This is a genomic window from Pseudomonas corrugata, assembly GCF_050920615.1.
In the GTDB taxonomy this organism is placed as follows: domain Bacteria; phylum Pseudomonadota; class Gammaproteobacteria; order Pseudomonadales; family Pseudomonadaceae; genus Aquipseudomonas; species Aquipseudomonas corrugata.
Window position 1 is genome coordinate 4,292,499 of the sequence record NZ_CP130434.1, and the last position, 12,938, is coordinate 4,305,436.

The window sequence follows — 12,938 nt, forward strand, 5'->3', positions numbered from 1 at the left end:
ATAGATCAGTTGTAACCCAAGTATCTTCATTGTCGACCCAAGGCTTTTGCGGGCGAGGCTTCTGCTGCCAGAAGTCATTATTCTTGTATGCGTAAATCGATTCTACACAGCGTAACCTGATTTGTCCGCCTCCTCTATCAAATCGTCTTTTTCGCCGGCCGCGCAAGGGGTCTGTTACACAGTAAAATGCCCGCCAGGATCAACCCGCCGCCCACGCACATCAGGGCCGTGAGCCGTTCGTCCAATAGCAGCGCCCCCAGCAGTACCGCCGTCAGCGGGTTGAGCGCAATGAATACACCGGAACGGGTTGCGCCGATCCGGCGAATACCGTCGTACCAGGCGATGTAGGCCAGCGCCGAACCCAGCACGCCAAGATAAAGCAAGCTCAGCCATTGCCTGCCGTCCAACCCACGCAGGGCTTCGAAGCGAACCTCACCGCCGACCGCACAGGTCAGCCACAGCATCAGCGTGCCCAGCAGAATCGACCAGGTGACGGTCTGCAACGGGCCGAGACTTTCATTCAGGCTGCGCGAAAACAACGAATAGACGCCCCATCCCAGCACGCAGCCGAAAATCAGCAGGTCGCCGATCCAGCCCTGCGCGGACGCCTGCAGCAAGGAAGGATCGCGACTGACAATGACCAGCCCTGCGCCGCCGATGCATAACACAATCCCGCCGACCTTCGACCGGCTCAACCGCTCCTTGAACAACCACCAGGAGGCCAGGCCGATCACCGCCGGGTTCAAGGCCACGATCAGCGAAGCCCGCGACGCGTTGATGTAGTGCAGGCCATAGAAGAAACACAGGTTGTAGAAAAGGATCCCGAAAAAACCCAGCACCGCCAACTGCATGCCCTGCTTCACGGTCGGCCTCGCCAGCGGGATCCTTGCCAGGCCGAGGAACAGCAGCAGCGCCACACTGGCCAGCAAGAAGCGCAGGCTGGCGGCCAGCAGGGGCGCCAGGGCATCGGACAGAATCCTGCCGGCCACAAAGGTACCGCCCCAGATCATGGTGACCATGGACAGCTTCAGGTAGACCGACAGGTCCGACGGGGTCGAAAAGGTGTGTTCGAGGGTTTTCATGTTCACCACAGACAAATGAAACGAGGTACACCACCTTGTGGCGAGGGGATTTATCCCCGCTGGGCAGCGTCGCGGCCCCAGAAATCTTGCGATACAGCAGATCATTCAAAGGGACCGCTGCGCACTCCAGCGGGGATTTATCCCCTCGCCACAAGGTGGTGCCTATACGGTTCGAATCGGATGCCCCATTATCAAGCTCATATTAAGTCATCGTAAAATGAGCAATCACTCATGACCCTTACCCAGCTCGAAATCTTCTCCCTGGTGGCCGAACTGCATGGTTTCACCGCTGCGGCGACGCGCTTGGGCATCAGTCAGTCTGCGGTGTCCCATGCCATCAAATCGCTGGAACAGGAACTGGGGGTCGAACTGCTCAGGCGTCACCAGTCCGTGGTGGAGCTCAGCGACATCGGCCAGCAATTGCTCCTGCGCGCCCGCGCCATGCTCGGGCTGGCCAACACCCTGCGCCAGGAAGCCGCCGACGCCCGGGGCATGCGCCGTGGCACTTTGCGCATTGGCTCGTTCGGCCCGACCTCATCGATGAAGCTGTTGCCCGCCATCCTGCAGCGCTATCGCGCCTTGCATCCAGGGATTGAGGTGCACATCGACGAAGGGCCGGACCGGCAAGTCATCCAATGGTTGGATGAGCGACGGATCGATGTCGGTTTCGTGGTGCTGCCTGAGGACCGTTTCGATACGTCTCCCCTGATGGAGGACCAGATGGTCGCCCTCCTGCCCACCACCCACCCCCTCGCCGCCCGGTCCAACCTCAGCCTCAGCGACCTGTGCGACACCCCCTTCGTACTCACCGAGGCCGGATCGTCAGAGTTGGTCACACGCTTGTTCAATGCCGCCCGACTCACGCCAAACGTGCGCTATCGCTGTTCACAGCTGCTCAGCACGTTGAGCACCGTCAGCCGGGGTGAGGCCGTGACCATAGTCTCCGAAGGCTCGCTGCCGGAGGGGGATCATCCAGGCTTCGTCGTACGCCCGCTCTCACCCCCGGTTCCGCGCCGGATCGGCCTGGCGGTGCTGGACAGTCGCCAAGCCTCGCCCGCCACCCGGGCGTTTATCGAACTGGCCTCGTCTATTGAATGAAGAAAGGCAGGGTTCTACTGAATGATATCGCAATGCCACCTATCGACAATCGAAGCACAACTTTCAATCCGATCATCCATTTGAATCTATACTTGGTATACACACCGGCCCGGCGCAGACAGCGATGCAACTTGAGGAACACGCTTACTCTCTTGTTACATGACGAAAAAGATACGATTTACACTGTCCGGTTTAACTACTACAATTTTTCTGCCTGTGCTGGATAGCAGGAGAGTCATCTATCACCGAGGCGCTTCAAAGCGCTTGGCTTATAGCTTTGTCTGCGGTTGGTCTCAGCCAAATATTTGATTGGAGTAACGATAAATTGTCCAGACTCGTTGAATTTCGTAAAGCCGAAAAGGCCCTTCAGGATCAGCTCAAACAGTTGGAATTGCTGAAGAATGATGCCGGGCTCAAGAAAGAAATCGAATTCGAAGAAAAGCTCCAGGGACTGATGAAGACCTATGGCAAGGGCCTGCGCGACATCATCGCAATTCTTGACCCGAACCCGTCAAAAGCGGGGGCTTCATCGGCCAAGGGGCCTAAAACCCGCCGTGCGCGAGTGGTCAAGGTCTATCAGAACCCGCACACTGGCGAACTGATCGAAACCAAGGGCGGCAATCACCGCGGCCTGAAAGCCTGGAAAGAACAATACGGCGCGAGCACTGTCGATTCCTGGCTACGTACCTGATATTCAGGCTGAATAAAAGCCCTGAACATTGCAGGGCTTTTTTATGGACTCGAACTTCTGGAGTAACCCCGGCGTATTAGGTTGATAGCCTTATAGTTTCAGACTATTTCGTACCGCCTGTATTTCATCCTGGCTCTCAACAAACACCTGCGCTTGTCCCGCATAGGACAGTACATAAGCCCGGCCTTCATTAAGTGCTGCGACCAGTGTCTGAGACAACACATGTCGGCCGTTCTGCGTGATCGTACAGGTAGTTTCCAGGGCAGTTACCCCGCCCAATAGGGATGCATGAATCTTATTGCATACACTTTGATAACCACCCTGAAAAAAATCCTTCTGGATTGACTTGCGCATTTCCAGGAGCACGCCTTGCAAGTTGACTTGATGATCGGGCTTGATGGAGGTTGCGGTCAGCTCCATGACCATGACGGCATTGCCTGCCGAGTCATTCTTGGTCGCCCGTTGACGAGAGGTTCCCGGTGCCACCGGCGTGGCAGATGCATCGGAAGGCAGCGGCTCGATGAACCAGCCCTGGGGCCAGGTGACCTGCGGTTCGGCGGCCTGGACGCCAACACTCGCAACAACGGCAAAAAACAGGACGAACGACGAAAGGAACGGTCGAATCATTGCGCTGCACTCAAGGACGAATCGCGAAGTCTGAAGCTCACCGCGGCACCAGGCAATAGCCGCACACGGTTTGGCGATGCTGCGCCCCCTGCGTATCATGTTTGACGCAAGCCACAGAACCGTCGCGCCAAGCCCTGCGACGTCGTTTGCCCCACTTATTTTCCGGAGGGCCCATGAGCCTGCACGAACTCGACACTTTCCCGGGCGTCACCGCCCAACCCGATGCCGCCACGGCCAAATTCGTCTTCAACCACACCATGCTGCGGGTCAAGGACATTACCAAGTCCCTGGATTTCTATACCCGCGTCCTGGGTTTCTCGCTGGTGGAAAAACGTGACTTCCCTGAGGCCGAATTCAGCCTGTATTTCCTCGCGCTGGTGGACAAGCGCCAGATTCCGGCGGACGCTGCGGCACGCACCGAGTGGATGAAATCGATCCCCGGCATCCTGGAACTGACCCACAACCATGGCACCGAAAGCGACCCGGCATTCGCTTATCACAATGGCAACACCGATCCACGCGGGTTCGGTCACATCTGCATCTCGGTACCGGACGTAGTCGCAGCCTGCGAACGCTTCGAAGCGTTGGGTTGTGACTTCCAGAAGCGCCTGAGCGACGGCCGCATGAAAAGCCTGGCGTTCATCAAGGACCCGGATGGCTACTGGGTCGAGATTATCCAGCCTGCTCCACTCTAAGACCCACCGAGAAACCTACCTGTGGGAACAAAGCTTGCTCCCACAGGGCTCGGCGGTGGATATGAAAGCTCAATAAAAAACCCCATGGGCCAGGCCCATGGGGTTTTGTTTTTCCAGTGCCTGGCTGTTTATGCTGGCGCGGAAGTCCGGATCAGATGATCGAAGGCGCTCAACGAAGCCTTGGCGCCCTCGCCTACGGCGATCACGATCTGCTTATACGGCACGGTGGTCACATCGCCGGCGGCGAATACGCCAGGGATAGAGGTTTCACCCCGGGCGTCGACGATGATCTCGCCACGCGGTGACAGCTCTACAGTACCTTTGAGCCAATCGGTATTGGGCAACAGGCCGATCTGCACAAATATCCCTTCCAGCGTCACGTCCAGCACTTCACCGCTTGGACGATCCTTGTAGCGCAGCCCGTTGACCTTCTGACCGTCGCCTGTCACCTCGGTGGTCTGGGCGTTGGTAATCACCGTCACATTCGGCAAGCTGTGCAGTTTGCGCTGCAACACCGCATCGGCGCGCAACTGCACATCGAACTCCAGCAAGGTGACATGGGCCACGATACCGGCCAGGTCGATGGCCGCTTCGACGCCGGAGTTACCCCCGCCGATCACCGCCACGCGCTTGCCCTTGAACAGCGGACCGTCACAGTGTGGGCAGTATGCTACGCCCTTGTTGCGGTATTGCTGCTCGCCCGGCACGTTCATTTCACGCCAGCGGGCACCGGTCGCCAGGATCACGGTCTTGGCCTTGAGGCGCGCACCGCTGGCGAACCGGACTTCATGCAACATGCCGTCCGTGCCAGGCACCAGCCCATCGGCACGTTGCAGGTTCATGATGTCCACGTCGTATTGCTTGACGTGCTCTTCCAAGGCTACGGCCAGTTTCGGCCCTTCGGTTTCCTGGACCGAGATAAAGTTCTCGATGGCCATGGTATCGAGTACCTGTCCGCCGAAGCGTTCAGCCGCCACACCAGTGCGGATGCCTTTGCGGGCCGCATAGATCGCAGCCGAAGCACCGGCCGGGCCACCGCCAACCACCAACACATCGAAGGCGTCCTTGGCGCTGATTTTTTCGGCCTGGCGCTCGATACCGCTGGTATCGATCTTGGCGAGAATCTCTTCCAGGCCCATGCGGCCCTGACCGAAGTTCTCGCCATTCAGGTAGATACTCGGCACGGCCATGATCTGACGCTCATCGACCTCAGCCTGGAACAGCGCACCGTCGATAGCGACGTGGCGGATGTTCGGGTTCAGCACCGCCATCAGGTTCAGCGCCTGGACCACGTCCGGGCAGTTCTGGCACGACAGCGAGAAATAGGTCTCGAAGTTGAACTCGCCTTCAAGGGCGCGGATCTGTTCAATGACTTCGACACTGGCCTTCGAAGGGTGGCCGCCGACTTGCAGCAAGGCCAACACCAGCGAAGTGAATTCGTGGCCCATGGGAATACCGGCGAAACGCAGGCTGATATCGGCTCCCGGGCGGTTCAACGAGAACGATGGCTTGCGCGCATCGGTGCCGTTGTCGAGCAAGATGATCTGGGTGGAGAGACTGGCAATGTCTTTGAGCAACGCCAGCATTTCCTGGGATTTCGCACCGTCGTCGAGGGATGCAACGATCTCGATCGGTTGGGTGACCCGTTCCAGATATGACTTCAACTGAGCTTTAAGATTGGCGTCCAACATACGGGCGATTTCCATTTTTTGAATTTCAGAAAAAACAACGCCCGAGCGAATCTCGCCCGGGCGTTTTTGGGGGCGAAGCGGCTTACTTGATCAAGAGCTGATCGCCCTCGGATGACTCATGGAGTTAGATCTTGCCGACCAGGTCCAGAGACGGAGCCAGAGTGGCCTCGCCTTCTTTCCACTTGGCTGGGCAGACTTCGCCAGGGTGAGCAGCGACGTACTGGGCGGCCTTGATCTTGCGCAGCAGCTCGGAAGCGTCACGGCCTACACCGCCGTCGTTGATTTCGACGATCTTGATCTGACCTTCAGGGTTGATCACGAAAGTACCGCGGTCAGCCAGGCCAGCTTCTTCGATCAGCACGTCGAAGTTGCGGGAGATGGTCAGGGTCGGGTCGCCGATCATGGTGTACTGGATCTTGCCGATGGCTGGCGAAGTGTTGTGCCAGGCAGCGTGGGCAAAGTGAGTGTCGGTGGACACGCTGTAGATCTCGACGCCCAGTTTCTGGAATTCGGCGTAGTTGTCGGCCAGGTCTTCCAGTTCGGTTGGGCAAACGAAGGTGAAGTCAGCCGGGTAGAAGAACACGACAGACCACTTGCCTTTCAGGTCGGCGTCCGACACTTCGACGAAAGCGCCGTTTTTGAATGCGGTAGCTTTGAACGGTTTAACTTGGCTGTTGATGATAGGCATCGGTGTTTCTCCATCAGGGTTGAAAAGTTGATGGAGAGAAGCTTACCCACTCATTCCCATGCTGGCTCATTGGCAAAGCTGATGCGAATAATTGGTTTTGGCTATCAGGGAACGGTATAGATAGAAAAAATCTCTGTAGGAGCTGGCGAAGCCTGCGATCTTTTGATTTTGCTTTCGTTCAGGACTCAATTTCCCGGGGAAAGATCGCAGCCTCGCTGTGCTCGACAAGTCCTACATGGCTCCTACATGAAACAGCTCAGGCCGCGGGAGTGCGCATCGTGACGAACTCTTCGGCGGCAGTCGGGTGCACGCCAATGGTTTCGTCAAAATCGCGCTTGCTGGCGCCGGCCTTGAGGGCGATAGCCAGGCCCTGGACGATTTCCCCGGCATCCGGGCCGACCATATGGCAACCCAGGACCTTGTCGGTGCGGGCATCCACCACCAGCTTCATCAGCGTGCGTTCCTGGCAGTCGGTCAGACTCAGCTTCATCGGCCGGAAACGGCTTTCGAAAATCTGCACCTCATGCCCCTCTTCCCGGGCCTGTTCCTCGGTCAGGCCGACCGTGCCGATGTTCGGCAGGCTGAACACCGCCGTGGGGATCATCCGGTAATCCACCAGCCGGTACTGTTCAGGCTTGAACAGGCGCCGCGCCACCGCCATGCCCTCGGCCAAGGCAACGGGTGTCAGCTGTACGCGCCCGATCACGTCGCCAATGGCAAGGATCGACGGCTCGGTGGTCTCGTATTTTTCATTGACCTGGACAAAGCCCTTCTCATCCAGCGTGACAGCGGTGTTCTCCAGGCCGAGGTTATCGAGCATCGGCCGCCGGCCGGTGGCGTAGAACACGCAATCGGTCAATAGCGTACGGCCGTCCTTGAGGGTCACCTCCAGGCTGCCATCGGCCTGCTTGTCGATGCGCTGGATATCGGCATTGAACTGCAGATCCAGGCCTCGGCGCGTCAGCTCTTCGGCCAGATGCTTGCGTACTGCGCCGTCAAAACCGCGCAGGAACAACTCACCGCGATACAGCAGGGACGTCTGCGCGCCCATGCCGTGGAAAATCCCCGCGAACTCCACTGCAATGTAGCCCCCCCCCACTACCAGCACGCGCTTGGGCAGTTCCTTGAGAAAAAAAGCCTCATTGGAGCTGATGGCATGCTCGCGGCCCGGAATCTGCGGGATGACCGGCCAACCACCGGTGGCGACCAGGATGTGCTCGGCGCTATGGCGCTGGCCATTGATCTCGACCTCATGGGGACCGGTGATCTTCGCATGGCCCTCATGCAACGCCACGCCGCTGTTGACCAGCAGGTTGCGATAGATGTCGTTGAGGCGGTTGATCTCCCGGTCCTTGTTGGCAATCAGCGTAGCCCAGTCGAAACTCGCCTCACCCGCCGTCCAGCCATAGGCCGAAGCCTGCTCGAAGTCTTCGGCATAATGCGCACCATAGACCAGCAGCTTTTTCGGCACGCAACCGACGTTCACGCAGGTACCGCCCAGGTAGCGGCTTTCCGCCACGGCCACCCTGGCGCCAAAACCGGCGGCGAACCGCGCAGCCCGCACACCACCGGAACCGGCGCCAATCACATACAGGTCAAAATCGTAGGCCATTACTGTCTCCTTAGGCAGGCCATCAGCATACCCGCTGTTTCCAGACGGGTCAGCGTTGCGTTGGTTATGGGGGCGGAAAATTAAAAAGCCAGGGTGAGCGTCATCAAGCCGAGCGCGGCTCCTGTGGCGAGGGGATTTATCCCCGCTGGGCTGCATAGCAGCCCCAAACCAACCAACTCAATCTGCCTGGCACACCAAGTCGCCTGGCTTTAGGGCTGCTTCACAGCCCAGCGGGGATAAATCCCCTCGCTACAGATAACTCCCCTCGCCACAGGATTCTATGCCAGACACGGCAATACATTGCCCCAAAAAAAACGCCCCGAACCAGTCGGGGCGTTTTTCAGTCGCGGCGTGGGGTATCAGTAAGCCTTGCCGGTCTTGTAGAAGTTTTCGAAGCAGAAGTTGGTCGCGTCGATGTAGCCTTCGGCGCCACCGCAGTCGAAACGCTTGCCCTTGAACTTGTAGGCCATGACGCAGCCGTTCTGGGCCTGTTTCATCAGGGCGTCGGTAATCTGGATCTCACCGCCCTTGCCTGGTTCGGTCTGTTCGATCAGGTCGAAGATGTCCGGCGTCAGGATGTAACGACCGATGATCGCCAGGTTCGACGGAGCGTCTTCAGGCTTCGGTTTTTCAACCATGCTGTGCACGCGATAGATGTCATCGCGGATCATTTCGCCGGCGATCACGCCGTACTTGTTGGTTTCCTGCGGATCAACTTCCTGGATCGCCACGATGGAGCAGCGGAACTGTTTGTAGAGCTTGACCATCTGGGTCAGCACGCCGTCACCTTCCAGGTTGACGCACAGGTCATCCGCCAGCACCACGGCGAAGGGTTCGTCGCCGATCAAAGGACGGCCAGTCAGGATCGCGTGGCCCAGGCCTTTCATTTCGGTCTGGCGGGTGTAGGAGAACGAACACTCATCCAGCAGTTTGCGGATACCGACCAGATACTTTTCCTTGTCGGTGCCTTTGATCTGGTTTTCCAGCTCGTAGCTGATATCGAAATGATCTTCCAGCGCGCGCTTGCCACGGCCGGTCACGATGGAGATTTCCGTCAGGCCCGCATCAAGGGCTTCTTCTACACCGTACTGGATCAGTGGCTTGTTCACCACCGGCAGCATTTCTTTGGGCATGGCCTTAGTCGCTGGCAGGAAGCGAGTACCGTAACCGGCTGCAGGGAACAAGCATTTCTTGATCATATGAATCCTTTAAAAGGCGGTGTGTACGACGAGTTTCGGCGCAGTCTAATCAGGCCGCAGGCACCTTACAATGCCTGCACTGGCCAACCGATGCCATCATAGAGAAATAAACCGGCGGATAGTTCAATCGCCTTTCGTTTCGGGGGTTCAACGGTCCGGTTGCACGCCTGCAGGCCCCGTTTTCGTGCATTTGGCGTATCATGGCGCCCTTGATCCCGCCAATGAGGCAGTTAGATGTCGGCAACACGAAACGCAAACGGTTATTCGGTCAGTCAGGACAAGGACGGCCAGTGGTGGATTATCAATTACCATGGCGAGCAGGTTGCCGGTCCCTTGCCCACCAAGACCATGGCGGTGGAAGTGGCCGCGGTCTTCCAGGATGAACGCGCTGCTCCTGCGGTCAAGGAACGAGAAAAAGCGCCAGCACGCACCGACCGCCGCAAGAAATAACCGGACCGGCCTGCGTCAATCGCCTTGCGGCATTGGCGCAGGCCGGTTGTTTATCTGTACCGCAATGACCATTCGCTATAACCTCGCGCTGTCCCTTCCCTTTCGATGACCACTCCATGAGAACGTTTCTGGCGCTGTTTGCGGTCCTGGCCCTGGCGGGTTGTGCCTCGACGGAAAATACCTATCTGGCCAACGGTGAGCAGGGCCTGACCATCGACTGCTCAGGCGAAGCCAATTCCTGGGCCGCCTGCTATGAAAAGGCAGATACCTCCTGTGCCGGCACCGGCTACCGCATCGTCGGCACCGATGGCACGCCCCAGGCCAATGAAAGCGACAAGACCCTGGGCGTGGATGTCGGCAACTTCACCAGCCGCAGTGTCGTGGTGGTGTGCAAGTAAGGTCCAGGCGAACCTGACCCCCTTTCTCAGCCGGAAATGCAGGCGTTGGCCGCATCCTGCACATCACCCGGGCGCACCGGTACGTTGGACATGCTTTCATGCAGCTTGATGCTGCTGCCACCGGAGCGTTCGTCAATGTCGAATACCGCTGCCGGCAGGCTCGAGAGTTTGCCGGGAACGATCAGCCGGACGCCGTTCTTGTGGGGCTCCATCTGCAACGAGCCACGGCTGTCGGCCAGCTTGTCGGCGACGCACTTGGCATATTCGTGAGGTTTCTTGCCGGAGATAACACTCATGGTGGGCGGCGTCTGGTTGATGTCCGATACCGATGCACATCCACTCACTGCCAATGCCAACACCCACGCACTACGCTTCATATGATTCCTCCGACAAAGACCCTCCGACAGCGTAGAAGCTGTTTTGCTCCAGAGCCCTGCATTTTTTTATCCGGTACTGCTGCGCCAAACCAGCAAAGCCGGGTCGAGGGCTAATGCCAGTCAATTAAGCCACAAACCTGTGGGAGCAAGCTTTGCTCCCACAGGTTTTGCGCCGTATCAGGATCGAGGGCCGGATATTTCACCCTCGGTGCTGATAAACTGCGTCCCATTATTGCAGCCCCCTACCGTATCGAGCGTGTAGAAAAAGCCCTTCTGGAGGCGCCCATGAAATTCATCCACCAACGCGAGCACCTCAACGAAGACGATATAGTCGTCATCGAATGTTCCCAAACGTGCAACATCCGCCTGATGAACGACGCGAACTTCCGCAGCTTCAAGAATGGCGGCCGGCACACTTACCATGGCGGCGCGTTCGATACGTTCCCGGCGCGGATCACCGCACCGAGCACCGGTTTCTGGAACATCACCATCGACACCGTCAGCCGTCGGGCCATCAGCGTCACGCGTAAGCCGTCCCTGACCCACAAGATCAAAATCATCCGGCGCTCCAGCTCGAAACTGAGCTGAGCCCCCTGCTCACATAGGCAAAACCGTGGCCCAGACAACCAAATACGTCATCAAGTACAAACTCAACGACGAACGCCGCTTCGAGTTCGCGCAGCTGGAAACCGGCACAGAGGAAGAAGCCCGGGCGGCGCTGGAAGCGATGCATGGAAAATCCGACGATGTGATCAGCGAGGTCAAGGTCAGTAAGGCGTTGTAAACCCGCTGTTTGTGGCGAGGAAGTTTGCTCCCTCGCCACAAGGTGCTGTTGCATAGCAAGATTCGGGGTGTCGGACAGCCCAACACTCGCCAGACTGACCAATCCTATTCCCCAGGATTGCCGCCATGCCCCCTACCCCGCCTTCGCTGATCCAATCCATCGATGCAATCGACCGGCCAGCCCTGGAACAGAGCCTTGAGCAGGATGGCAGCGGCGTGCTTCGCCACCTGTTGTCGGCGACTCAATGCCGACAGCTCAGCAGCCTGTACGCGCAATCCGGGCTGTTCCGTTCCCGGGTGATCATGGCTCGCCACGGCTTCGGACGCGGCGAATATCAGTATTTCCGCTACCCGTTGCCCGCTATCGCTCAGCAACTGCGAGAAGCGTTGTATCCGCTGTTGGTGCCCCTGGCCAATCGCTGGAACGAACGCATGGGCCTTGAGGTGAGATACCCCGACGCGCACGACGATTTCATCCGACACTGCCATGGCGCCGGACAGCAGCGTCCGACGCCTTTGCTGCTGCAATACGGCCCCCAGGATTACAACTGCCTGCACCAGGATCTGTACGGCGAGCAGGTGTTTCCATTGCAGGTGGCGATCCTGCTGTCGGAACCGGGCCAGGACTTTACCGGCGGCGAGTTCGTCCTCACCGAACAACGCCCGCGCATGCAGTCGCGCCCACAGGTCATCGGTCTGAAACAGGGCGACGCCGTGGTGTTTGCCGTGCATCAACGGCCGGTCAGAGGCGTTCGCGGTTATTATCGGGTGAACATGCGCCATGGCGTCAGCCGCGTGCACAGCGGCCAACGGCACACCCTCGGAATCATTTTTCATGATGCGCAATAACGACAGCCCGATCACCCTGGACCTGTTCGCCGACGAACCACCGGCGACGCCCGGCCAGATCGAACGGATCGGCCAGCAGGCTTTCGTGCTGCGCGGGTTCGCCCTGCCCTGGCTGGAGCGATTGCTGCCGGCCCTGGAAACGGTCTTGCAGGTCGCGCCGTTCCGGCAGATGGTCACGCCCGGCGGCTTTACCATGTCGGTCGCCTTGAGCAGTTGCGGCGCGTTGGGCTGGACCACCGACCGCAGCGGCTATCGCTACACTGCCCATGACCCGCAGACCGGCCGCCCCTGGCCGGACATGCCGGCGCTGTTCCGCGAACTGGCCCAGGCCGCCGCCCGAGCAGCGCACTTCGAGCATTTCGAGCCCGACGCCTGCCTGATCAACCGCTACGTGCCGGGAGCACGGATGTCGTTGCATCAGGACAAGAACGAACGCAGTCTCACCGCCCCCATCGTCTCGATGTCCCTGGGCCTGCCGGCGGTGTTCCAGTTCGGCGGGTTCGAGCGCAGCGACAAGTCCTTGCGCGTTCCGCTCTTCCATGGCGACATCGTGGTCTGGGGTGGTGTCGACCGGCTGCGTTACCACGGCGTGTTGCCCCTCAAGGAAGGCCGGCATCCACAGCTCGGCGCGCAGCGGATCAACATGACGTTCCGCACCGCCGGATAACCGTGCAGAATTCAACCGCAAGACCCGGAGT

General features: G+C 58.8%; 16 protein-coding genes. 9 read left to right on the forward strand and 7 right to left on the reverse strand.

Annotated features, from left to right (window positions below; all coding sequences use genetic code 11):
- Positions 1-137: 137 nt before the first annotated feature.
- Positions 138-1,082: a DMT family transporter gene (locus QZH45_RS18615; protein ID WP_024777355.1), complete on the reverse strand. Its 945-nt coding sequence runs from the start codon at positions 1,080-1,082 to the stop codon at positions 138-140.
- A 231-nt stretch (positions 1,083-1,313) separates the two neighbouring features.
- Between QZH45_RS18615 and QZH45_RS18620 the strand changes: the two genes are divergently transcribed.
- On the forward strand, positions 1,314-2,180 hold the full coding sequence (locus QZH45_RS18620) for a LysR family transcriptional regulator (RefSeq protein ID WP_024777354.1): 867 nt from the start codon (positions 1,314-1,316) through the stop codon (positions 2,178-2,180).
- A gap of 325 nt (positions 2,181-2,505) precedes the next feature.
- Entirely contained in the window at positions 2,506-2,871 is a 366-nt protein-coding gene (locus QZH45_RS18625; RefSeq protein WP_024777353.1) for a histone-like nucleoid-structuring protein, MvaT/MvaU family, read from the forward strand.
- 90 nt (positions 2,872-2,961) lie between these two features.
- On the opposite strand, the gene QZH45_RS18630 is transcribed toward QZH45_RS18625, so the two are convergent.
- The gene (locus tag QZH45_RS18630) at positions 2,962-3,498 is read right to left on the reverse strand and encodes a DUF4946 domain-containing protein (RefSeq protein WP_024777352.1); all 537 of its coding nucleotides are present in this window, start codon (positions 3,496-3,498) and stop codon (positions 2,962-2,964) included.
- Between the two features lie 173 nt (positions 3,499-3,671).
- Between QZH45_RS18630 and gloA the strand changes: the two genes are divergently transcribed.
- Positions 3,672-4,193: a lactoylglutathione lyase gene (gene gloA, locus QZH45_RS18635; RefSeq protein WP_024777351.1), complete on the forward strand. Its 522-nt coding sequence runs from the start codon at positions 3,672-3,674 to the stop codon at positions 4,191-4,193.
- Between the two features lie 128 nt (positions 4,194-4,321).
- On the opposite strand, the gene ahpF is transcribed toward gloA, so the two are convergent.
- The 4 genes from ahpF to galU all read right to left on the reverse strand — a co-directional run bounded on the left by ahpF (position 4,322) and on the right by galU (position 9,383).
- On the reverse strand, positions 4,322-5,884 hold the full coding sequence (gene ahpF / locus QZH45_RS18640) for an alkyl hydroperoxide reductase subunit F (RefSeq protein WP_024777350.1): 1,563 nt from the start codon (positions 5,882-5,884) through the stop codon (positions 4,322-4,324).
- A 124-nt stretch (positions 5,885-6,008) separates the two neighbouring features.
- Positions 6,009-6,572 (reverse strand): alkyl hydroperoxide reductase subunit C, encoded by a 564-nt coding sequence (gene ahpC / locus QZH45_RS18645; RefSeq protein WP_020294651.1) that lies wholly within the window; start codon positions 6,570-6,572, stop codon positions 6,009-6,011.
- Between the two features lie 256 nt (positions 6,573-6,828).
- Positions 6,829-8,184 carry a glutathione-disulfide reductase gene (gene gorA / locus QZH45_RS18650; protein WP_024777349.1) on the reverse strand — a complete coding sequence of 452 codons (1,356 nt, stop codon included), beginning with the start codon at positions 8,182-8,184 and terminating at the stop codon, positions 6,829-6,831.
- A gap of 359 nt (positions 8,185-8,543) precedes the next feature.
- Positions 8,544-9,383 (reverse strand): UTP--glucose-1-phosphate uridylyltransferase GalU, encoded by an 840-nt coding sequence (gene galU / locus QZH45_RS18655; RefSeq protein ID WP_003182953.1) that lies wholly within the window; start codon positions 9,381-9,383, stop codon positions 8,544-8,546.
- A 234-nt stretch (positions 9,384-9,617) separates the two neighbouring features.
- Here galU and QZH45_RS18660 point away from each other — a divergent pair, with 234 nt between their 5' ends.
- Complete coding sequence (locus QZH45_RS18660) at positions 9,618-9,833, forward strand: hypothetical protein (protein ID WP_024777348.1); 216 nt, start codon at positions 9,618-9,620, stop codon at positions 9,831-9,833.
- Between the two features lie 116 nt (positions 9,834-9,949).
- On the forward strand, positions 9,950-10,231 hold the full coding sequence (locus tag QZH45_RS18665) for a hypothetical protein (protein WP_024777347.1): 282 nt from the start codon (positions 9,950-9,952) through the stop codon (positions 10,229-10,231).
- Between the two features lie 26 nt (positions 10,232-10,257).
- Here QZH45_RS18665 and QZH45_RS18670 read toward each other — a convergent pair whose 3' ends face one another.
- Positions 10,258-10,608, reverse strand: coding sequence for a hypothetical protein (locus QZH45_RS18670; RefSeq protein WP_024777346.1), 351 nt, complete (start codon positions 10,606-10,608; stop codon positions 10,258-10,260).
- 285 nt (positions 10,609-10,893) lie between these two features.
- On the opposite strand from QZH45_RS18670, the gene QZH45_RS18675 reads away from it, so the two are divergent.
- From QZH45_RS18675 to alkB, 4 genes are all read left to right on the forward strand, one after another.
- The gene (locus QZH45_RS18675) at positions 10,894-11,196 is read left to right on the forward strand and encodes a DUF1883 domain-containing protein (RefSeq protein ID WP_024777345.1); all 303 of its coding nucleotides are present in this window, start codon (positions 10,894-10,896) and stop codon (positions 11,194-11,196) included.
- A gap of 25 nt (positions 11,197-11,221) precedes the next feature.
- Complete coding sequence (locus tag QZH45_RS18680; protein ID WP_167355716.1) at positions 11,222-11,392, forward strand: hypothetical protein; 171 nt, start codon at positions 11,222-11,224, stop codon at positions 11,390-11,392.
- A gap of 125 nt (positions 11,393-11,517) precedes the next feature.
- Positions 11,518-12,240, forward strand: a complete 723-nt coding sequence (locus tag QZH45_RS18685) for a 2OG-Fe(II) oxygenase (RefSeq protein WP_024777344.1) — start codon at positions 11,518-11,520, stop codon at positions 12,238-12,240.
- On the forward strand, positions 12,227-12,907 hold the full coding sequence (alkB, locus tag QZH45_RS18690; protein ID WP_024777343.1) for a DNA oxidative demethylase AlkB: 681 nt from the start codon (positions 12,227-12,229) through the stop codon (positions 12,905-12,907). Before QZH45_RS18685 ends, alkB begins: the two co-directional genes overlap by 14 nt.
- Positions 12,908-12,938 lie beyond the last annotated feature (31 nt).